This window comes from Bradyrhizobium prioriisuperbiae (assembly GCF_032397745.1).
In the GTDB taxonomy this organism is placed as follows: Bacteria; Pseudomonadota; Alphaproteobacteria; order Rhizobiales; family Xanthobacteraceae; genus Bradyrhizobium_A; species Bradyrhizobium_A prioriisuperbiae.
The window spans coordinates 5,872,751-5,893,156 of record NZ_CP135921.1; the positions used below are offsets into that span (position 1 = coordinate 5,872,751).

Here is a 20,406-nt window from a genome sequence, read left to right on the forward strand (position 1 = left end):
AGCCAATCGACAAGAGGTCGGAGAAGCCGGCCCAGAGGAAACGCAGGAAGCAGGAGGAAATGGTAAAGACATCGACGATCGCTACACTGGGCATGATTGCCTTGCTGCTCACGAATACGCCGCTGTCCGCGCAGGGCATCTCCGGCGATGTCGTCAAGATCGGCATCATGAACGACCAGAACGGTCCCTACGCCGACAATTGCGGCCTGGGTTCGGTCGCCGCCAAGCTCGCGGTCGGCGATTTCGGCGGAACGGTCAACGGCAAGAAGATCGAACTCGTGATCGCCGACGATCAGAACAAGCCCGATGTCGGCGTCGCCATCGCGCTGCGCTGGGTCGACAATGAAGGTGTCGATGCCATCGTCGGCTGCTCTGCTTCGTCGATCGCGCTTGCCGTGCAGGAGATCATGAAGAACCGCAAGAAGCCCTACCTGCTCGCGGGAACGGCGGGATCGTTCTTCACGAATGACAAGTGCTCGCCGATGACGACTCAGTGGGTGGTCGACACCTACGCCCAGCCGAAGGCCACTGTGAAAGCGCTGCTCGCGCAGGGGATCGACAGCTGGTTCTTCCTGACGGTCGACTACGCCTTCGGCAAGGCCTGGCAGGCGGACGCGACGAAGTTCATCGAGGCGGGCGGCGGCAAGGTAGTCGGCTCGGTGCTGCATCCGCTCAATTCGTCGGATCTCTCCTCGTTCCTGCTGACCGCGCAGGCCAGCGGCGCCAATGCGATTGCGCTCGCCAATTCAGGTGCGGATTTCGCCAATGCGATCAAGCAGGCCCAGGAGTTCGGGCTAACGAAGAAGCAACTGCTCGTTCCTCTCGGCCTCATGATCAGCCAGACGCACGGAATTGGCCTCAAGGATCTCCAGAACGTGCGGCTGACGACGCCCTTCTACTGGGACATGACTGCGGAGAGCCGGGCCTTTGCCAAGCGCTATGCCGAGGCGACGAACGGCCAGCTTCTCAATGAAGGCAAGGCGGCCACCTACAGCGCCGTCACACACTATCTGAAGGCGGTCGCCGCCGCGGGTTCCGACGATGGCGACGCCGTGATGCGGCAGATGAAGAACACGCCGATCAACGATTTCGAGATGAAGAATGTCACCATCAGGGCCGACGGCCAGGTGATGCGTCCGCTCTATGTCGCGCGGATCAAGGCTCCGGCCGAATCCAGATACACCTACGACTATTACGAGATCACCGGCACGATCGCGCCCGAGGACGCGTGGCGGCCGGCATCGGAGAGTACCTGCGATCTTCTCAAGTCGCAGTGAAGAACAGGCTGCCGGTACATGAAGGCACGTATGGCGAAAGCGGGAAGCAGGCGATGAGTGTACTTGAAGCGGTATCGACCCATCCGGTCGCAGGTGAGACCCTGGCCGGCGAAGCCTATCGCGAAGCGATGCATCGCTGGCTGCACGCCAATCTGCCTGCCAGCTTCCGCAGCGACAGCGCCAGATTCACGACGCCCACGCTCCAGCAATCGGTCGCCTGGGAGGCGGCGATGTACCGCGCCGGGCTGACCGGAATCACCTGGCCGGAGGCCTATGGCGGGCATGGCCGTTCCTTGCGCGAACATCTCATCGCCAATCAGGAGATCGGCCGGCTTGCGATGCCGGAAAGCGTCAACTCGATCGGCAAGGAGCTTGCCGGTCCGATCATCCTGGCGGTCGGCAGCGAGGAGCAGAAGCGGCGTTTCCTGCCCGCGATCATCGAGATGCGCAACATCTGGTGTCAGGGCTTCTCGGAACCTGAAGCCGGCTCCGATCTCGCGGGGCTTCGCACCCGTGCCACGCAAACCGGTGACGGCTGGCGGATCAACGGCCAGAAGATCTGGACCAGCGGCGCATACCGGTCGCAGCGCTGTCTGGTGCTTGCCCGTACCGGGCCGCTGGAGGATCGCCATCGCGGCCTTGCCATGTTCGCGGTACCGCTCGATGCCAGCGGCGTGCGCGTGCGCACCATCAAATCGATCGACGGACGCGAGAGCTTTTGCGAGGTCTTCTTCGACGAGGTCGAGGTCGCCCAGACTGACGCACTCGGCGCGCCCGACGAGGGCTGGGCCGCGGCCATTCGCGTGCTGGAGATCGAGCGGGCGACCAACCGCATGTATCGCGCCTGGCGATTCGAGAATGAGCTGCGTCATCTGATTTCGGCCTGCAAGGCAGATGCCGCGCTGTCCGAAATGGTCGGCGAACGCCATTATGCGGTCAGGCTCGGCGAGGTCGCCGTCGAGATCGAGGTGCTGAAGGCGCATGTCGAGACCGCCGTCGAGGCGCTCGCCAACGGTGACAAGATCGGGGCGCGCGGCAGTCTTGCGAAGCTGTACTGGAGCGAAGCGCATCAGCGCTTTGCCGCCCTCGCGCTCGAACTGCTTCAGCAGGCGTCGCTTCCGCACATTCCCGCGATCACGGTGGCGCGGCGTCGCTTTGAGGCGATCTATCTACAGGCGCGTGCCGAGACGATCTATGCAGGCACGACCGAGATCCAGCTCGGCATCATCGCCGATCGCATCCTGCAGCTATCGAGGGGCAAATAATGGTCTCTCAGGGGCAGGTCCCGGGTCTGCTGCACGATCGCCTCGTCATGGTGACGGGGGCGGGGCAAGGGATCGGACGAGCCATCGCGCTTGGGGTGGCCTCGGCAGGGGCAAAAGTCGTCGTGGCCGATCTGCGGGACGAGCGGGCGGAGGCTACCGCAGGCGAGATAAGGGCGGGAGGCAGGGAGGCCGCCGCCTATGCGCTCGACGTGACCGACGCTCAGGCCTGCGTCCAGCTGGCGAAGCGCGTGGATGAGGAGATCGGTCCCGCCGATGTCATCGTCAACAATGCCGGGATCATCATTCGCGAGCCCATCGACAGCCCGCGCGCCCATCAGAACTGGCGCCAGGTCTTCGATGTAAACGTCAACGGTACCTTCAACGTGGTTCATGCTTTCATTCCGGCGTTACGTAAAACGCGCGGGTGCATCATCAACGTTGCTTCCGTCGCGGCCTTTGGCGGCATGGGCGGTACGCTCGGCTATTCTCCGTCCAAAGGTGCGGTGAGGCTGTTCACGCAGGCACTTGCCCGCGATCTCGCGCCTGATGGCATCCGGGTCAACGCCGTCGCGCCCGGCATCGTGGCGACCGAGATGAGCGAGAGCACCCGCGACGATCCGACGAGGTTGTCTGGCCTGATGGCGCGTACGCCGTTGAAGCGTGTGGGACAGCCCGACGAGATCGCGGGGCCGGTGATCTTTCTCGCCTCGGCGATGGCGTCCTATGTCAACGGTGTCATCCTGCCCGTCGACGGCGGATATCTCGCTTAGTGAGCAGTAGTAGTCGCGCAGTTTTCGAAGAGGACGATGATGACGACGGCCGAAGGACTTCAACCCGACGAGTTTGCGGCAACCGCGGCACGCGCAGTGGCCGCATGTGCGGGTACTAACGTGCGCGAACAGGCGCAAAATCTCGCCGGCGACGGTTTTCTCGGCGTCATCGCGGATGAGGAGGTGGGGGGACTGGCTCTGCCGCTCGGCTTCGCGGTGCCGGTGATCGCGGCCGCGCATTCCGGATTGCTCGGGTTTCCGCTCCTTGAGACCATGCTCGCCGGCCGCCTGCTGCAATCATCGCTGACCCGTCTTGCTACTGCGATCGTTGCCGGCGGGACATTGGCGACGATCGCCTGGCAGGGTGAGGTCGTCGCCGAACGCGACGGCGGGGTACCGGTGCTGAGCGGCTCGCTCGCACGCGCGCCTTGCGCGGCGGGGGTCGACTACATTCTGGTACGGATGAGCGGAGACGCCGCGGCGCTGATCCCGACGGATGCCGAGGGTGTCGTGGTCGAGGACGCGGCCGGCCTCGATCTGACGGTACCGGAGCATACGGTGCGACTGGAGAAGGTCGAGGTTCCCATAGGCTCGATCCTGCCGGCCGGTACGTGGGATCTGCTCAACTCGGATGCCAACGTACTCCGTGCCGCTGCCATCCTGGGATCGGCCGAAGCATGCTTGTCGCTCGCGCAGGAGCACGCCTCGACGCGCCGTCAGTTCGGGCACGCCTTGTCCTACAATCAGGCTATCCGCCATGCGCTGGCGCGCCAGAAGCTCGGGCTCGAGAGCATCCGTCATGCGATCACGCGGAGCCTGTCCGACGACGGCGGCCCCGCTCAGCGCGACGCGGCGTTCCTTGCCGCAGCGACCTATGGCAGCTCGATCAGCGAAGGCGCGCTCCAGATCCATGGTGGCATGGGTTTCACATGGGACGTGCCGGTGCATCGCCATCTGCGCCGCATCCGCACGCTGCAAGCGCAGGGCGACGCCAGCGGCCTGATCAGCACGTTCGGCCGCCGTTACGTATCGGAAGTTGCTCCGTTTGCCGAGGCAGGAGCGTGAAGGAGACAGCCATGACCGAAACCAGGGATCAGACGCTCGCAGGCCGCGTCGCACTCGTCACCGGTGCTGGAAACGGCATCGGCCGCGCAACCGCGCTCAAGCTTGCCGCGCGCGGCGCGATTGTCGGCGTCAATGATCTGAAGCCGGAGTTCGTGGACAGCACGGTGGAGGCGATCAAGACGGCCGGCGGCAACGCGGTTGCCGTCGCCCAGGACGTGTCGAGCCGGGATGGCATGCGGCAGGCGGTGCTCGGATTGGCGGAGCGCGCGGGGCGTTTCGACATCCTCGTCAACAACGCGGCATGGGTCCGCTATCAATCCACCGCTGAGATCGCCCCGGAAACCGTCGACCGCATGCTCAATATCGGCTTCAAGGCCGTGATCTGGGGAATCCAGGCCGCCGCGGAAGTCATGGATGCGGAGCGCGGCGGTGCGATCGTCAACGTTGCCTCGGTAGCCGGCCTGATCTCGGCCAAGAACAGCATCGTCTACAGCGGCATCAAGGCCGGTGTCATGGGGATCACGCGAGCAGCCGCAGCGGAGCTCGGCGCGCGCAACATCCGTATCAATGCCGTGGCGCCATCGGCGATTCCGACCGAGGGAACGATGCGCAACCGCAATGCCGAACTCGATGCGCGCCGGATCGCGAGAACGCCGCTGGGCCGGCTTGGCACGGTCGACGATATCGCCAAGGCGATCTGCTTCCTCGCCGGCGACGAAAGCGGATTCATCTCGGCGCAGGTGCTCACCGTGGACGGCGGCATCACGCTGACCAACATTGCCTGACAGGACAATCGCGATGTCCGATCTGACGGCGGAACAGCAGGCGCTGAAGGAAGCCTACGTCAAGGCCCGCGGCTATTGGCGGCCCTGGACCGAGGGGCTGCTGCGGCTCGATCCGGCGTTTCTCGAGGCTTACGGCAAATATGCGGGCTATGCCGCGGAGAAGGGGCCGCTATCACCCAAGATGCGGGAGCTGATCTATGTCGCGCTCGATGGATCGGCGACGCATCTGTTCCGTTCCGGCCTCGCGCTGCACCTCCGCCTTGCGCTTCAGGAGGGAGCCACGGCGCATGAGATCATCGACGTGTTTCGGCTGGCGACGGCTCAGGGGCTGGATGGCTGCAACCTCGGCATCGGTATCCTCGCCGAGGAGTTGGCGAGCGCTGGCGAGGACGTCGATCATCCCGAACTCACGAATGAGCAGCGCGTGCTGCGGGACGCCTATGTGGCGCAATTCGGCGACTGGCCTGATTTCTGCGAGCAATGGCTGCGGTACGATCCCGGCTATTTCGCCGTCCTGCTGAATCTCCTCGCGGACCGGCACGCAGGAGGCGGTCTCGACCGACGCTCGCAATGTCTGATCTCGCTCGCATTGAACGCCTGTTTCACGGCGCTCAATCAGCATGGCCTGCGCATGCAGATCAAGCGGGCGCTGCGGCTCGGCATCGGCCAGCGGGAGATCCGTCAGGTTCTCCAGATGACCGCACATCTCGGCGTACACGCGTGCGCCGTCGGTGTCCCGGTTCTGATGGAGGCCCTTGAGGAGCGTTCCTCGAACGACGGCAACGGACTGCGTGAGGGAGGACGGGAATGAAAGGATTGGCGATCCGCAATCACAGGGCTTTCGCGTCTGGCGCGCTGTTCCTTGCATTTGCAGTCTTCTTCTTCGTGACGGCGCTCCAGTACCCCGCAGGCATCGCCGCGAAGATGGGGCCGGGCTATTTCCCGCGTCTGCTCGCGATCGTGCTCGCCGCCATCGGTCTCGTCATCATCCTCGGTGCGATCAAGTCCACCGCGGACCGACAGACACTGCGCACATGGGACCTCAAGGGGCTCGCCTGGATCGCCGGATCCGTGATCCTGTTTGGAGCCCTGCTGTTTCCGCTTGGTCTGGTCGGTGCCCTGTTCGTCCTGGTTATGGTGTCGAGCAGGGCCAGCCCCGAATTCACATGGACAGGCGCGCTGACGAATGCGGCGGTGCTCATCGTGCTGTGCCTTGCCGTCTTCGTCTACGGTCTCGGGCTGCCATTGCCCGTCTGGCCCTCTCTTCTCAACTGAACGAGCTGACCGATGGACCTCTTTCATAATCTGGCGATTGGCTTTGCGACGGCAGCTCAGCCCACCAACCTCCTCTACGCCTTCTTCGGCTGCCTGCTCGGAACCTTGATCGGCGTGCTTCCCGGACTCGGGCCGCTCGCCACCATCGCGATGCTGCTGCCGATCACCTATGCGCTGCAACCGGACGCCGCGCTGATCATGCTCGCCGGGATCTATTACGGCGCGCAGTATGGCGGCTCGACCACGGCCATCGTCGTCAATCTGCCCGGCGAGTCCTCGTCCGTCGTGACCACGATCGACGGCTATCAGATGGCCAAGCAGGGCCGCGCCGGCGTGGCGCTCGCCACCGCGGCGATCGGCTCGTTCTTCGCCGGATGCGTCGCCACGCTGGCCTTGGCGGCCCTCGCAGGTCCGCTGACCGCGACCGCCTTGCTGTTTGGCCCCAAGGAATTCTTCGCGCTCATGATCCTGGGCCTGATCCTCGCCTCGGTGCTGTCGAGCGGCCCGTTTATCGAAGGCATCGGCATGGTCGTACTCGGCATGCTGTTGAGCCTTGTCGGCACCGATCTGAACAGTGGCAGCCAGCGCTTTGCCTTCGGTATTCCGCAGCTCTTCGATGGCCTCGATTTCGTGCCGCTGGCGATGGGCATCTTCGGCTTTGCCGAGATCGTCAAGAATCTCGAGCAGGACGACAAGCTGTCGCTGGTGACCCAGAAGATCACCAATTTGTTTCCGACCCGCGACGATTTCCGTCGCATGGTGCCCGCGATGCTGCGCGGCACCGCGCTGGGAACGCTGCTCGGAGTCTTGCCGGGCGGCGGCGCGGTGCTTTCGTCCTTTGCGTCCTATACGCTCGAGAAGAAGCTGTCGCGGCATCCCGAGCAGTTCGGCAAGGGCGCGATCGAGGGCGTTGCGGGCCCGGAGTCCGCCAACAACGCCGGCGCTCAGACCTCGTTCATTCCGCTGCTGACACTTGGAGTGCCCTCCAACGTCGTGATGGCCCTGATGGTCGGCGCCATGAACATCCACAACATTCACCCGGGTCCGGAGGTGATGACGAAGAATCCAACCCTGTTCTGGGGCCTGATCGTCTCGATGTGGGTCGGCAATCTGATGCTGCTGATCCTCAATCTTCCGCTGGTCGGGCTGTGGGTGAAGCTGCTCACCATTCCCTACCGATATCTCTTTCCGGCGATCATGGTGTTCTGCTCGATCGGCGTCTATTCCATCAACAGCGGAACGTTCGAAGTCTACGAGGCGGCCGTGTTCTGCGTGTTCGGCTATGTCCTGATCAAGCTGCAACTGCCGGCGGCGCCGCTGCTATTGGGCCTGGTTCTGGGTCCTGCCATCGAGGAAAACTTTCGCCGGGCCATGGTGCTGTCGCGCGGCGACGTCACCGTGCTGCTCACCTCACCGCTCTCGGCGAGCCTGCTGGCCGCGGCCGCCATCGCGATCCTCCTGATCATGCTGCCCACGATCCGCGCGCGGCGCGAGGAGGCGCTCCAGGAATGACTTCAAGGATGAGGCGCATCGGAAGGTCTCCGCCGTGATCCGTGAACCTGCCGCCTTCGAGGCCCTGCTGGAGCGTATTCGCCGGTTTGTCCGCGACGTCGCCATTCCGGCCGAGGCGCGCGTCGAAAGCTGCGATGATGTACCCGAAGACATCGTCGCCATCATGCGCGCCGAAGGCTTCTTCGGCTGGAGTATCCCCGAGATCTATGGCGGAGCCGGGCTCACCACGGAAGAGCTCGTTCTGGCGGCGTTCGAGCTGTCGCAATGTTCGGTCGCCTTTCGCGCCCGCGTCGGGACCAATACCGGCATCGGTTCCGAGGGAATCGTCGCCGACGGGACCGAGCAGCAGAAGCAAGCCTATCTGCCGCGGCTTGCCAGCGGCGAGTGGACCGGTTGTCTCGCCGTGACCGAGCCCGATGCCGGCTCGGAAGCCTCGAACGTGCGGACCATCGCTCGCCGCGACGGCGATCACTACGTTATCGACGGCGAGAAGTGCTTCATCACCAACGCGCCGCTCGCCGACATCTTCACCGTCACGGCGCGAACCGATCCGCAGTCGAAGGGCGCTGCGGGCGTCTCGGCCTTCATCGTCGAGCGCGGCAGCCCCGGCCTTGCGACCGGCGCACCCTATCGCAAGATGGGACAGGCGGGCTCGCCAGTCAGCGCGGTCTATTTCAACCAGTGCCGGGTGCCTGCGGCCAACCTGATCGGCGGCCGCGAAGGCGCGGGCTTCAGGACCATCATGAAGGTGCTGAACAAACAGCGCATCCATCTGGCCGCCCTGTCGACGGGGCCAGCGATCCGGATGCTCGATATGGCGATCCAGCATACGAGCCAGCGCGTTCAGTTCGGCGAGCCTGTTGCGAACTATCAGCTCGTTCAGGCGATGATCGCCGACTGCCGGACGGAGATCTTTGCGGCACAATCGATGATCCTCGAGACCGCGCGCAAGCGCGACCGCGGCGAGGACATCGCGCTCGAAGCGTCGATGTGCAAGTACTTTGCGACCGAGATGTGCGGCCGGGTGGCAGACCGCTGCGTGCAAATGTTCGGCGGCGCCGGCTACATCGCCGATCACTCCTCGATCGAGCGCTGGTACAGGGACGTCCGGCTGTTTCGCCTCTACGAGGGGACCAGCCAGATTCACCAGCTCAATATCGCGCGTCTCCTGCTACGAGATACAACGTGAGTCGCGCGGCAACAATGCGTTCGAGGATGTGAGATGAGTGGACCGCTCGAAGGATTGAAGGTTCTGGACATCGCGACGATCGTGGCCGCACCATTTGCCGCGACGCTGCTCGCGGACTATGGCGCAGATGTCCTCAAGCTCGAGATGCCGGGGCAGGGCGACGGCGTGAGAGCCTTTCCGCCGTTCAAGGACGGCAAGCCGCTGTGGTGGAAGACGGTCAACCGCAACAAGAAATTCGCAACGCTTGACCTTCGCAAGCCGGAAGGCGTGGCGCTGTTCAAGCGGATGCTGCCGCATTTCGACGTGCTGATCGAGAATTTTCGGCCGGGCACCCTCGACCGCTGGGGACTTTCGAAGGAGGTGCTGTGGCAGGTCCAACCACGCCTGGTCATCCTTCGTGCGACTGCTTTCGGCCAGGATGGACCCTATCGGGATAGGCCCGGATTCGCGCGAATTTTCGAGGCCATGGGCGGGCTCACCTACATTACCGGCGAAGCTGATGGTCAACCCATGCATCCCGGATATCCGATCGGCGATTCGATCGGCGGGCTGTTCGGTGCGGTCGGCGTGCTTGCGGCGCTGTGGAAGCGGGCAAAGGACCCGAACGCGCCTGGTGAGGAGATCGATCTGGCCTTGACCGAGGCCATCTTCCGCCTGCTCGAAGTTCTTCCCGTCGAATTCGATCAGCTCGGCTTGGTCCGCAAGCGCATTGGGAACGGCAATGGCTATTCGGCGCCGGCGTCGGTGTACCGAACCAAAGATGATCGCTGGGTTACGTTGGCAGGATCGACCAACGCGCTCTATGCGGCAAATTGCCGGGCGATCGGCAGGCCGAACCTGATCGTGGATCCACGCTTTTCCGACAATGCCTGCCGCGTCGAGCATTCCGGAGAACTGAATGCGATCTTCTCGCAATGGTGTAGCGATCACACCCTCGAGGAAGTTCTCGCGGCGTTCTCCTCGGAACAGGGAACGCTGGCGCCGATCTATTCGATCGACCAGATCGCCGCGGATCCCCAGGCAAGAGCCCGGGACATGATCGTGCGCGTTCCGGATCGGGATTTCGGCTCTGTCGCGATGGCAAATGTGGTGCCTCGGTTCACGGTCGACCATGCGCAGTTGAGCAGATCCGCCGGCGAGATCGGCGAGGACAATCAGGACATCTATCAGCGCTGGCTCGGCCTTTCGGATGAGGAAGTCAAGGCGCTGGCAGGCCAGAAGGTCATCTAAGGCACGATCTGAACGAGTGCAGCGGTTTCGGACAAAGCCGGAAGCGTGATCATCCTCAAGGGCGGCCAGCTCGTCGGCGCGTCGGTCCGCCCACGTCACGAACTCTCGTAGTTGGATTTTTCGCTGCAAGCCATTGATCTCTCATGATCGAATTTTGGGTCGGTTGGGAAAATTCGATCGGGAAATCAATCGTCGCAGGATGCCTCTTAATCGGCGGGTCCCAGGTCGGAGCGGGCCATTGCCCACGACCGCTGGCCTCTCATGAATCATGAAGGGGTGAGACGCGCTGATGTCGTTCAACCGATTATTTTTGGGGATGATCGGCTTTTTATTCCGTGCGGGACGCGCGTGTTTCCAGAACTCGGGTGGTGAGGTTGGTTTGTGCTGACGATCTCAGCTCAGGTGATGGAGTTTTGCCGCGAGATTGGAGCGGCTTGGCTCAAATGGAGCCGCGTCCTTCGAATACATCGTCACTGACGACACCCATGGCTCGAGCTCCGGCAAGGTACGGGGGGCAATATTGCAAGCCGAATGACGATCTGAGCTCGGCGCGGACGAATGAACAAAGCCATGGACAAATCATTCTGGCGGAGTCGGAAGAAGCTCGGCCAAAATATCTTTCCTTAGCCTATTCGCCGGATTTGGCTGCGACAGAAGCAATCGCGTCGACAAAGATCGGAACGAGACCCACCGAGAAATCGTGTCCCATGCCGTCGATAATCCTGAGTTCTGCATCGGGTACGGACGTTGCTATGTCGCGAGCTGCTTCTATGGGAAGGATGGGGTCATCCGTGCCATGCACCACGATTGTGGGACGCTTGACCGTCCGCAGCTTCGCTCGACGATCCAAACTCACGGCAACGGCCGCCATCTGCCGGGCAACTCCGTCGGGATTGTAATCGCGCTCATAGTCCGCGCGCGCGGCAGCACGTATTGCATCGATGGCTGTTGGATAGGCTGGACTGCCGCGGAGCATTGTCGTCATGGCTGCATGCTCGATCACGGAAGCGGCGTCATCGGCGGGCGGTGGTGTAAAGATCGCCATGGCCTTGGGTCCGATGAGCGGAATGTCCGGGTTTGCCGCCGTGGACATGATCACGGTGAGTGATAGCGTCCGCTCCGGATAGTCGGTCGCCACGAGCTGGGCTATCATCCCACCCATGGATGCGCCGACGATATGTGCCATTGGAACCGAAAGCGCGTCGAGTAATCCGACGGCGTCAGCCGCCATGTCCGAGAGGGAGTAGGGAATTGGCAGTGGCGCGCCGGAGCGTTTTGCTTCTGCAACGGCTTCATGATCTGGAAGACCGAAATTCGCAAACTTGGTGGACAGCCCTGCATTTCGGTTATCGAAACGAACCACCCTGTAGCCGCGCCGTGTTAGTTCTTCGCACATTTCCACGGGCCACATGGTGAGCTGAGCCCCCATGCCCATAATCAAAAGTACGACTTCTTGGTCAGCGGAGCCGACATCCTCGTACTCGATATCGATTCCATCAGCCCAGATCAGAGACATTCTATGATCCTTTGCGTTAAACAGAAACCGGCGAGAGCGACGTCGAGCAAACACTAGGATCGCTACCGGAGCGACCTGGATGTCATCTATCTTAGATGGTCTGCGGCCCTAAGATTTTGATGGATCAGAAGTTGCTGGCCGAACCCCAACAGCACCTTCGAGAAAAGGGCGTATGAAGGCCGCTCCGCGGACGCAGCAGATCGCACTTCAAGAATGCTGAAGCCAATGATATGATTTCAGCTATATGCCGAATGAAATTGACCTTTCTCGTGCCGACCTGAATCTCCTGGTGCTGTTCGAAGCCGTGCTCAGGAAGCGCCATGTCGGCCGAGCCGCGGATCAATTGCGCCTGACGCCGTCGGCGGTCAGCCACGGGCTCGGTCGGCTGCGCCGGCTGCTCAACGATCCGCTCTTCCTGCGAACACCCAAGGGCGTGGTGCCGACGGCGCGCGCGAGCGAATTGGCCACGCCGATCGCGGAGATCCTGTCGCGCGTGAGACACGTGATGTCGATCGCCGAGCCGTTCGATCATTCCAGCTCCACGCGCCGGTTCACGATCGGTGCGCCGGATGGCGTGTCGGCGGTGGTGCTGCCGCCGCTTCTTGCCGAACTGCGGCAGAGCGCGCCGGGCGTCGACATCAGCGTGCGTCAGTTGCTTCCCGTGCAGGGCGAGATGTCACCGGAGCGGGCCTGGCAATCCACCTTCACCGAGCTGGAAGCGCGTGCGATGGACATCGCGATCATTCCTTCCGACCACATCCCGGTGCGCTTTCTGTCGCGGATCCTTTACGAAGAGACTTTGTTGTCGCGATCCGCGCCGGACACAAGTTTGCAAAAATCCTGTCACTCGATTGCTATTGCGAGATGCAGCATCTGGTGGTTTCTCACACCGGCGATGCCCACGGTTTTGTCGACGAGGTGCTGGCGAAGCAGGGACGTTCGCGGCGGATCGCGCTGACCGTTCCGAATTTCATGTTTGCTCTTGCCGTCATTGCCGAGACCGATCTGATCTCGGCATTGCCGCGGCAGTTCGTGGCCATGCATGCGGCGCGTTTCGGAGTGGTGGGTCTGGAAGCGCCGCTGCCGTTGGCTCTGTTCCAACTGCATGCCGTCGCTCCCAGGGCCGCGATGATGGATGCGGGCCTTGTGTGGCTGTTCGACGTGCTCGCAGGAGCGGGGCAGTCTGTGCAGACGCGCCGCAAGCGCGGGGGTAACAGACCGCAGGGCAAATAGGTTACGGCGCCGGGACGCACTATGTTCTCGCGACGTTCGCCGGCCACATAGGGCCGTGGCGCGTGCGAGAAGCCCGGACACGGGGTGACGTAACGTCAAGCCGGCGATCCAAGCGGAAAATGACAAGCGACGAAATGGCCGGGTTCCGCCTCTTGCCATTCCGGCTCAATCTCCGCGCAACGCGCTGCGGCGCGTGGACATCGGGTCCGAAAGCGGCAGCCGCTTGGCGGATTCATAGGGGAGGGCAATTCACCGACGAGCAGTCGTGAGGGGTCTTGGCGCCTGTCAGGGTCCATGACAGGAATGGCAGCCAGCAGCGCTGCCGTGTAGGGATGAAGCGGCGCTTCGTAGAGCCGCGCCGATGGCGCGAGCTCGCACAGGCGGCCGAGATACATCACGGCCACGCGGTCGCTGATGTTCTTCACCACGGCAAGGTCATGGCTGATAAACAGCAAAGTCAGGCCATAGTGCGCCTTCATATCCTCCAGCAGGTTTAGGATTTGCGCGCGCACGGAGACGTCGAGCGCCGACACCGGTTCGTCGCAGACGACGAGATACGGCTCCATGATAAGGGCGCGGGCGATCGCGATGCGCTGGCATTGGCCGCCGGAGAATTCGTGCGGGCGGCGGTCCATCACCCGATCCGGATCGAGGCTGACCGTTTCGAGCGTGCTGCGGACGCGGCGTTCGCGTTCTGCAGCGGTGCCCACGCCGGCAATCGCCATCGGTTCGGCCACGATGTCACGCACCTTGCGGCGCGGATTGAGTGAGGAAATCGGGTCCTGGAAGATCATGTGCAGCCGCGTCCGCGTCCGACGCAGCGCCTCGGCGTCTAGGCCTGCGAGGTCGCGTCCCTCGAAGATCACCGAGCCGCCGGTCGGTGGCGGGAGCTGCATGATCGAGCGCCCGACCGTCGACTTGCCGCAGCCCGACTCGCCGACCAGTCCGAGAGTCTCGCCTTTGTAGACGGTGAAGCTGACGTTTGCGACGGCGGTGAGTTGCCGCCCGCCCGGCAACTTGTAGGTCGCCGACAAGTCGTCGACAGTGAGGAGCTCTTCCGGAGTCATGGCAATACTCCGCGCCAGCTGACGGGATGCCAGCAAGCATAAAGATGCGCTCGGTCCGTTTCGCCGGCCGACAATGCAGGTTGATTAGCTCGACATTTATCGGTCGCGTAATCGCAGCGCGGGCTGAAGCGGCAGCCGATCGGCGGCTGCAGCATGTCCGGCGGCCGTCCCGAAATCGCGCGTAACCGTGTGTGCGGCGGATCGGACAGGTTCGGTGCGGAGCGGATCAAAGCCTGGGTGTAGGGCATGCGGTAATTGTGGAACAGCGACTGCGTCGACGCGCCTTCGACCATCTGCCCGGCATACATCACCGACACCATATCGGTGTGCCCTGCGACCACGCCGAGGTCGTGCGAGATCAGGATCATTGCCATGTTGTGCGCGAGCTGCTGACGCCGCAGCAGATCGAGGATTTGCGCCTGGATGGTGACGTCGAGCGCGGTTGTCGGCTCGTCGGCGATCAGCAATTTTGGCTCGCAGGCGAGTGCGATGGCAATGGCGACCCGCTGGCGCATGCCGCCGGACAGCTGATGTGGATACTGGCGCAGGCGCTCCACTGGCAGGGAAATTCCAACGGAGGCGAGGAGGTCGATCGAGCGGGCTTCGGCGGCGCGGCCACGCAGGCCGAGGTGGCGCGTGAGTACCTCCCCGATCTGGGCGCCGATCCGCTTGACCGGATTCAGCGAGGACGTTGGATCCTGGAAAACCATCGCGATGTCCTTGCCGCGAACGTCGCGCATGTCTGGCTCTGACAACGTCAGCAAATCGCGGCCCTCGAATGCAATGCGACCGGTGGTGGTAGTCGAGCTATCCTTTGCCAGAATGCCGATGATAGTCCGCGCCAGCACGCTTTTGCCGGACCCGGACTCGCCCACGATGCCGAGAGTCTGGCCGCGTTCGATCGAGAATGATACACCGTCGACGGCCCGCATCAGGCCACGAGGCGTATGGAAGTGCGTTACGAGATCGGTTACCTCAAGGAGGGAGGGGCTTGCTTGTGTCATAAGGCGCTGCCGCGGACATCTGTTCGGGCGCGCAGGCGCTCGCCGATCAGGTTGATGGACAGTACTGTGAAGTACATCAGCGCCGAGGGTATGAACGGGATGTAAGGCAACGCCGCCAGATCGGCCTGGCCGTCTGCGATCATGTTACCCCACGTCGGCTGCGGTGGAGGCACGCTGAGACCCAGGAAGGACAGCACGCCCTCGATGACGATGATGCGGGAGACCACGAGCAGCGCGTAGATCAGCATAGGGACAATGACGTTCGGCAGGATTTCGAGCGCCAGCACGCGCGTGTGGGTCGCGCCCATGGCCCGCGCCGCCAGCACGAATTCGCGCTCGGCAAACACCAGCGTGTTGGCGCGCGCCACCCGCATGAACGCCGGGACCGTCAGGGCGCCGAGCAGCAGGATCAGAACGGCGGTGTTTGCACCGACATAGGCCGTGACCGCAAGCACGACCAGGATTCCGGGAAACGCCATGATGGCGTCCATGGCGGCGACAATGATCGATTCGGTGCGGCCGCGGAAATAGCCGGCAGCCAGCCCAAGACACATTCCCAGGCCGAGCCCAAGCACCGGGGCAAGCAGTCCGACGACGAGGGAGACCCGTGCGCCGAACACGGCGCGTGAGAAGATGTCGCGGCCGAGCTGGTCGGTGCCGAACCAGTAGGTTGCATCCGGCCAGTTGGAGATGGCGGTGAAGTCGGTTTCGATCGGGTTGCGTAGCGGCAGCAAGTTGGCGGCCATGGCCAACACGACGACCATCGTGGTCCAGGCCACCGGAATCCAGAACCCGGCACCTAGCCGGTGGCGTACGAGGGGAGGACTTGGCGTGCCGCTCGCCGTGGACAGAGCCTGATCATTTGCGAGCGCGCTCATCTGCGGATTCTCGGATCGAGCAGCGCGTAGATCAGATCGACGCCGAAATTGATCAGTACGTAGCCGACGGAGATCACCGCGACACAGCCCTGGACCAGCATCATATCGCGATTGTAGACGGCGCCCGTCAGCATGCGGCCGATGCCCGGCAGGCCGAAGATCGTCTCCACCACCAGCGCGCCGGCGATCGTCGCGGCGATCTGCAAGCCGGAGATCGTCACCAGTGTGAACGATGACGGCCGCAGCGCATGCCGCAGCAGGATGAAGGCGGGACCAAGCCCTTTGGCTTTGGCGAGCGCGATATAGTCCTGCTGCAAGGTCTTGATCATGTCGGCGCGCAGCACGGCGAACAGTGGCGGCCATTCCGACAATCCGATCGCCAGTGCAGGCAGCGCAAGATGTGCGAGATTGCGCAGCGGGTCGGCCATGAACGGAACGTAACCGGTCGACGGCAGCCAGCGCAGCTTGAGTGCGAACAGGAACATCAACAGAATGGCCGTGATGAACACGGGTGCAGCGAACAGCAGCAGCGCGGCCGAACTGATCAGCCGGTCGATCCGGCTGCCGGCCTTGTAGGCGCACAACACGCCGGCTGGCACCGCGAGCAGCAACGCAAATACCTGACTCAGCAGGATCAACTCGATCGTCACCGGGAGCCGGCCGATGATCGATTCCATGACCGGCACCTGGGTGATGTAGGAGCGCCCGAGATCACCGTGTAAAAAGCCAAACAGCCAGTGCAGGTAGCGTAGGACGATCGGCTGATCGAGGCCGAGCTCCGTGCGCACCTGTGCGATGGCTTCCGGCGTCGCTTCATTGCCGAGCAGGGCGAGTGCGACGTCGCCCGGCAGCAGGTTCAAGAGGAAGAAAGCCGCCGCGGCGACCATCAGCAAGACCAGGATCAGGCGCAGCAGTTTGCGCAGGACGTAGTGCATCATCTCCTACACCTTGCAGCGCGATCTCAAGGGCTGGTGTGCTGAATGCGAAGTTCGTGCGATTTCGCGGCAGATGCTTTCACGAACTTCGCATTCATAAAGCACACGAGGATCATACATTTGCTAGTGTCCTTATCGAATCCGAAGTTCGGTGGTGCGAACTTCAGATTCGAGAAACTAGGACTATTTCGGGTCGACCCACACTGCGTTAAGCCGAACCAGACCGCGCCTCAGCGGGGGAATGTCATGAACCCGCGCTTGCGTGATGGCGGAATAGTTCGACTGGGTCCGCAGCAGGATGGGCATCTGCTTCGCCATTTCCTTGCTGACATCGCAATAGGCTTTCTTGCGAACGCCGACATCGAGACTGCGGCGGCCGGCCTCGATCGCTTCGTCGAGCTTCGGGGCGCTGATCTTGGTAATGTTGCCTCCGCTCTTCGAAAAGAACGCCTGATAGACCTGAAAGTCGGGGTCGGGAACGTCGACGACTTCCCAGAATGCAATCTGATAGTCGCCGCGCAAGACCGGATTGATATAAGAGGGGCCACCCTGAATGCTTTTGATTTCCGTCTCGATGCCGACCTTCTGCCAGAAGCTTTGGTAAAGCTGTGCAGGCACCGCCTGCGCCGGTTGCGCCTGGAGCACAATCTTCACTGGCTTGCCATAGTCCTTGAGCAGTGCCTTGGCTTTTTCCGGGTTGTATTCGGGGTAGCCAACGTCGGGGCAATTCCATACCGACCCCGGTCCCCAGAAGCTGGTGGCGAGTTTGCCGACGCCGTCGTAGGCGACCTTGAGCTCGACATTACGATCCAGCGCGTGGGCCAGCGCCAGCCGCACTCTGATGTCATTGAGCGGTGGTGACGACGTGTTGATATTAAGGGTGGAGGCGCCTGTGCCAGTGTATTCAACGACCTTCAGGGTCTTGTCATTGCGTGCTTCGTTTACCTGCTTGCCAAGCGGCTCGTAGAAGACGTCGATGTCGCCGGTCTTCACCGCTGTAAAACGCGCGGTTGTATCAGGCAGGAAACGGATCACGACCTTGTCGAGATGCTGTGCCCTGGGATTCCAGTAGTTCGGGTTTTTCTCGAAGGTGATGCTGTCGTCCTGTTTCCAGTCCGTCATCACGTAGGGGCCGGCGCCAATTGGACGGCGGTTGAGGTCGGGGCCGGCGCTGTCCTGATGCTCGATGGGCATCGCCCAGATCAGGTGGTTATCGGTCGAGAAAATGGTTTGGAACGCTGCCCGGGCATAGGCCAGGTGGAATTCAACCGTGGTGTCGTCAATAGCGACAGCCTCCTTCAACTCACCGATAGCGGCGGCGAACGCCTGATTCTTCGTCGGATCGAGGATACGCTGGAAGTGGCGCACCACGTCGCGTGAGGTGTAGGGCGCCCCGTTGGAGAATTTCAATCCCGGTCGCAGCTTCAATCGCCACGTCAGGCCATCAGGCGAGCCGTCAAGTGAGGTGGCGAGGTCCGGCACGCGCTCGCCTTTGTCATCGAGCGTGAAGAAGTTCGAGAACACGAGTGCGCCAGCCATGATCGTCTCGCGATTGGCGGCGCGCATGGTGAGCGGATCGAAGCCCTGGATCTGGCCGCTTGTCGCCATGATGAGCGAGCCGCCGTCTCTTGGCGCCGGCTCTGCCGCAGCGCATGGCTGCGATCCGATCAGCGCGAACGCCAACGTCCCGACGATCAGACCAACGAGCTTATCAATACGCCGCATGCCCCCTCCCGTGTTCGCTTGATTGACAGGCCTGCTGCCGATCGGGCCGCAGGCCAAGCGCAACACCGCTGTTTCGGGGTAGCTTAGCGCCCCCGTTTTGCATTCTTTGCATAGGCTACACATGCGATGGTCCAGGACTCATAGTTCTTTAGTCGGAGTGGCAAACCCCTCCGCCACAGCATTATCAATTTCATGCTAGGGGCTCTATGCAGCCGAACACTGGCTTCACCTGTGCTTGCCGATGCGGAGATCTTGCGCGCAGGCGGGTTTCCGCGGACACCATTGACGCGATGGGGCGGAGACACGACATACCATGAACCTCGAATCGGAGCACTGCTCAGGAGCAAGAAATGAACGAGCCGCCAAACATCGATCCCATCGCCGCGTCTTCTGACGGCGATGTCGTGCACTGGCTGGCAAACGACACCCACGATGAGCGCTTCATCGACAATATTTTCACCGAGCTGTGTGTCCGGCTCCAGCGATCGGGCATTCCCGTCAAGCGGGCGTCACTTCATATGCTGATCCACCATCCGCAATGGCTGGGCGCCCGGATCATGTGGGCCGAGGGGATGCGAGAGGCCGAGCTTGCGAGAGTCGACTACGACGTCAGGGAGCGGTCCGAGTATATCGGCAGTCCCGCCAACGAAATGCAGGACGGCGCGACCGAGGTGCGCGAAAATCTCGAACGCGATCCGTCGCTGGGCCGCAAGCACGCCGTTTATGACGAGATGCGGGCCAAAGGCCTGACCGACTATGCAGCGTGGCCACTGTATCATACGCTCGGCAAGCGGCATATGGTGACCTTCGCAACCGACCGGCCCGGAGGTTTCGACGACGCGCATATCGCTGGTCTGTTGAGGCTGTTGCCGATTTTGGCGCTGGTCAGCGAAATCCGGATCAAGAACCGGTTGGCGCGGACGCTGCTCGAAACCTATGTCGGGTCGCATGCCAGCGAGCTCATTCTGGCCGGCGCAACCAGGCGCGGAAGTGGCACGACGGTCCGTGCCGCCATCATGATCTGCGATCTGCGCGGCTTCACCCAGATCTCCGACAACTGGCCGCGCGATGACGTCATTGATCTCTTGAACGGTTATTTCGACGCCATGTCGGAGCCGATCGAGCGGCATGGTGGGGAAATATTGAAATTCATTGGCGATGGCCTGCTTGCGATTTTTCCGCTGAGTCAGCCGTCGGCCTGCGCAAATCTGCTCCATGCCGTGAGCGAAGCCCGTCAGGCTATGATTGCTTTGAACGAAAAGAACGGCGAAACCGGTCGTGCGCCGCTGAACTACGGTATCGGCGTCCATGTCGGAGACGTCATGTATGGCAATATCGGGTCGCGCACCCGGCTCGACTTCACCGTCATCGGTCCTGCGGTCAACATGGCGTCCCGTCTCGAAACCCTTACCAAACAACTGGGCAGAACGGTGCTGCTGTCCCAGGCGTTCGCCGACCTCGTCAAAAGTGATTTCGATCTCGAACCTGTCGGTGAATATCCCGTGCGTGGCTTCGCCGACCCGGTCGAGCTGTTTGCGTATCACGGCTGATTGCCGATCTATCGCCAAGTGCGCATGATGGATTGGGCGTTACGCATCGCCTTCAGCCAGGTTATAAAAAACGAACGGAAGGAATGCGCCGTGGCCTTCCTCGAGCGGCTGTCGCCGACTACGCAAGCCG

Annotated in this window: 17 protein-coding genes and 1 pseudogene; 12 read left to right on the plus strand and 6 right to left on the minus strand. The window is 62.4% G+C overall.

Features of this window, described 5'->3' with window-relative positions:
* Positions 1-59: 59 nt before the first annotated feature.
* The 10 genes from RS897_RS27865 to RS897_RS27910 are packed head-to-tail and all read left to right on the plus strand — an operon-like array spanning position 60 to position 10,368.
* Positions 60-1,277 (plus strand): ABC transporter substrate-binding protein, encoded by a 1,218-nt coding sequence (locus RS897_RS27865; RefSeq protein ID WP_315831932.1) that lies wholly within the window; start codon positions 60-62, stop codon positions 1,275-1,277.
* Between the two features lie 53 nt (positions 1,278-1,330).
* Complete coding sequence (locus RS897_RS27870; RefSeq protein WP_315831933.1) at positions 1,331-2,542, plus strand: acyl-CoA dehydrogenase; 1,212 nt, start codon at positions 1,331-1,333, stop codon at positions 2,540-2,542.
* Positions 2,542-3,312 carry an SDR family NAD(P)-dependent oxidoreductase gene (locus RS897_RS27875; protein ID WP_315831934.1) on the plus strand — a complete coding sequence of 257 codons (771 nt, stop codon included), beginning with the start codon at positions 2,542-2,544 and terminating at the stop codon, positions 3,310-3,312. The genes RS897_RS27870 and RS897_RS27875 overlap by 1 nt, the downstream gene beginning before the upstream one ends.
* 39 nt (positions 3,313-3,351) lie before the next feature.
* Positions 3,352-4,377 carry an acyl-CoA dehydrogenase family protein gene (locus tag RS897_RS27880; protein ID WP_315831935.1) on the plus strand — a complete coding sequence of 342 codons (1,026 nt, stop codon included), beginning with the start codon at positions 3,352-3,354 and terminating at the stop codon, positions 4,375-4,377.
* A gap of 11 nt (positions 4,378-4,388) precedes the next feature.
* Positions 4,389-5,162 (plus strand): SDR family NAD(P)-dependent oxidoreductase, encoded by a 774-nt coding sequence (locus RS897_RS27885; protein WP_315831936.1) that lies wholly within the window; start codon positions 4,389-4,391, stop codon positions 5,160-5,162.
* Positions 5,163-5,175: 13 nt separating this feature from the next.
* Positions 5,176-5,973 carry a carboxymuconolactone decarboxylase family protein gene (locus RS897_RS27890; protein ID WP_315831937.1) on the plus strand — a complete coding sequence of 266 codons (798 nt, stop codon included), beginning with the start codon at positions 5,176-5,178 and terminating at the stop codon, positions 5,971-5,973.
* Positions 5,970-6,437 carry a tripartite tricarboxylate transporter TctB family protein gene (locus tag RS897_RS27895; RefSeq protein ID WP_315831938.1) on the plus strand — a complete coding sequence of 156 codons (468 nt, stop codon included), beginning with the start codon at positions 5,970-5,972 and terminating at the stop codon, positions 6,435-6,437. Before RS897_RS27890 ends, RS897_RS27895 begins: the two co-directional genes overlap by 4 nt.
* A gap of 12 nt (positions 6,438-6,449) precedes the next feature.
* On the plus strand, positions 6,450-7,949 hold the full coding sequence (locus RS897_RS27900) for a tripartite tricarboxylate transporter permease (RefSeq protein WP_315831939.1): 1,500 nt from the start codon (positions 6,450-6,452) through the stop codon (positions 7,947-7,949).
* Between the two features lie 34 nt (positions 7,950-7,983).
* Positions 7,984-9,138 (plus strand): acyl-CoA dehydrogenase family protein, encoded by a 1,155-nt coding sequence (locus RS897_RS27905; protein ID WP_315831940.1) that lies wholly within the window; start codon positions 7,984-7,986, stop codon positions 9,136-9,138.
* A gap of 33 nt (positions 9,139-9,171) precedes the next feature.
* The gene (locus RS897_RS27910; protein ID WP_315831941.1) at positions 9,172-10,368 is read left to right on the plus strand and encodes a CaiB/BaiF CoA transferase family protein; all 1,197 of its coding nucleotides are present in this window, start codon (positions 9,172-9,174) and stop codon (positions 10,366-10,368) included.
* Positions 10,369-10,996: 628 nt separating this feature from the next.
* Here the strand turns inward: RS897_RS27910 and RS897_RS27915 are convergent.
* Positions 10,997-11,884, minus strand: a complete 888-nt coding sequence (locus RS897_RS27915; protein WP_315831942.1) for an alpha/beta fold hydrolase — start codon at positions 11,882-11,884, stop codon at positions 10,997-10,999.
* A 244-nt stretch (positions 11,885-12,128) separates the two neighbouring features.
* Between RS897_RS27915 and RS897_RS27920 the strand changes: the two are divergent.
* Positions 12,129-13,117, plus strand: a pseudogene (locus RS897_RS27920) (LysR family transcriptional regulator).
* A 95-nt stretch (positions 13,118-13,212) separates the two neighbouring features.
* Here the strand turns inward: RS897_RS27920 and RS897_RS27925 are convergent.
* The 5 genes from RS897_RS27925 to RS897_RS27945 all read right to left on the minus strand — a co-directional run bounded on the left by RS897_RS27925 (position 13,213) and on the right by RS897_RS27945 (position 18,792).
* Positions 13,213-14,184: an ABC transporter ATP-binding protein gene (locus RS897_RS27925; protein ID WP_315831943.1), complete on the minus strand. Its 972-nt coding sequence runs from the start codon at positions 14,182-14,184 to the stop codon at positions 13,213-13,215.
* On the minus strand, positions 14,181-15,116 hold the full coding sequence (locus RS897_RS27930; protein ID WP_315831944.1) for an ABC transporter ATP-binding protein: 936 nt from the start codon (positions 15,114-15,116) through the stop codon (positions 14,181-14,183). Before RS897_RS27930 ends, RS897_RS27925 begins: the two co-directional genes overlap by 4 nt.
* Before the next feature lie 68 nt (positions 15,117-15,184).
* Positions 15,185-16,066, minus strand: coding sequence for an ABC transporter permease (locus tag RS897_RS27935; RefSeq protein ID WP_315831945.1), 882 nt, complete (start codon positions 16,064-16,066; stop codon positions 15,185-15,187).
* Positions 16,063-17,004 carry an ABC transporter permease gene (locus RS897_RS27940; RefSeq protein ID WP_315831946.1) on the minus strand — a complete coding sequence of 314 codons (942 nt, stop codon included), beginning with the start codon at positions 17,002-17,004 and terminating at the stop codon, positions 16,063-16,065. The genes RS897_RS27935 and RS897_RS27940 overlap by 4 nt, the downstream gene beginning before the upstream one ends.
* A gap of 180 nt (positions 17,005-17,184) precedes the next feature.
* Positions 17,185-18,792, minus strand: a complete 1,608-nt coding sequence (locus tag RS897_RS27945) for an ABC transporter substrate-binding protein (protein ID WP_315831947.1) — start codon at positions 18,790-18,792, stop codon at positions 17,185-17,187.
* Positions 18,793-19,076: 284 nt separating this feature from the next.
* Between RS897_RS27945 and RS897_RS27950 the strand changes: the two genes are divergently transcribed.
* Entirely contained in the window at positions 19,077-20,276 is a 1,200-nt protein-coding gene (locus tag RS897_RS27950) for an adenylate/guanylate cyclase domain-containing protein (RefSeq protein ID WP_315831948.1), read from the plus strand.
* Positions 20,277-20,406: the final 130 nt, after the last annotated feature.

Bases quoted from the DNA above. Each gene is read 5' to 3' on its own strand.
- RS897_RS27925 (WP_315831943.1), bottom strand. From the start codon at position 14,184: ATGACTCCGGAAGAGCTCCTCACTGTCGACGACTTGTCGGCGACCTAC.
- RS897_RS27875 (WP_315831934.1), top strand. From the start codon at position 2,542: ATGGTCTCTCAGGGGCAGGTCCCGGGTCTGCTGCACGATCGCCTCGTC.
- RS897_RS27865 (WP_315831932.1), top strand. From the start codon at position 60: ATGGTAAAGACATCGACGATCGCTACACTGGGCATGATTGCCTTGCTG.
- RS897_RS27870 (WP_315831933.1), top strand. From the start codon at position 1,331: ATGAGTGTACTTGAAGCGGTATCGACCCATCCGGTCGCAGGTGAGACC.
- RS897_RS27890 (WP_315831937.1), top strand. From the start codon at position 5,176: ATGTCCGATCTGACGGCGGAACAGCAGGCGCTGAAGGAAGCCTACGTC.
- RS897_RS27935 (WP_315831945.1), bottom strand. From the start codon at position 16,066: ATGAGCGCGCTCGCAAATGATCAGGCTCTGTCCACGGCGAGCGGCACG.
- RS897_RS27910 (WP_315831941.1), top strand. From the start codon at position 9,172: ATGAGTGGACCGCTCGAAGGATTGAAGGTTCTGGACATCGCGACGATC.
- RS897_RS27950 (WP_315831948.1), top strand. From the start codon at position 19,077: ATGAACGAGCCGCCAAACATCGATCCCATCGCCGCGTCTTCTGACGGC.
- RS897_RS27915 (WP_315831942.1), bottom strand. From the start codon at position 11,884: ATGTCTCTGATCTGGGCTGATGGAATCGATATCGAGTACGAGGATGTC.
- RS897_RS27885 (WP_315831936.1), top strand. From the start codon at position 4,389: ATGACCGAAACCAGGGATCAGACGCTCGCAGGCCGCGTCGCACTCGTC.
- RS897_RS27880 (WP_315831935.1), top strand. From the start codon at position 3,352: ATGACGACGGCCGAAGGACTTCAACCCGACGAGTTTGCGGCAACCGCG.
- RS897_RS27940 (WP_315831946.1), bottom strand. From the start codon at position 17,004: ATGATGCACTACGTCCTGCGCAAACTGCTGCGCCTGATCCTGGTCTTG.
- RS897_RS27930 (WP_315831944.1), bottom strand. From the start codon at position 15,116: ATGCGGGCCGTCGACGGTGTATCATTCTCGATCGAACGCGGCCAGACT.
- RS897_RS27900 (WP_315831939.1), top strand. From the start codon at position 6,450: ATGGACCTCTTTCATAATCTGGCGATTGGCTTTGCGACGGCAGCTCAG.
- RS897_RS27895 (WP_315831938.1), top strand. From the start codon at position 5,970: ATGAAAGGATTGGCGATCCGCAATCACAGGGCTTTCGCGTCTGGCGCG.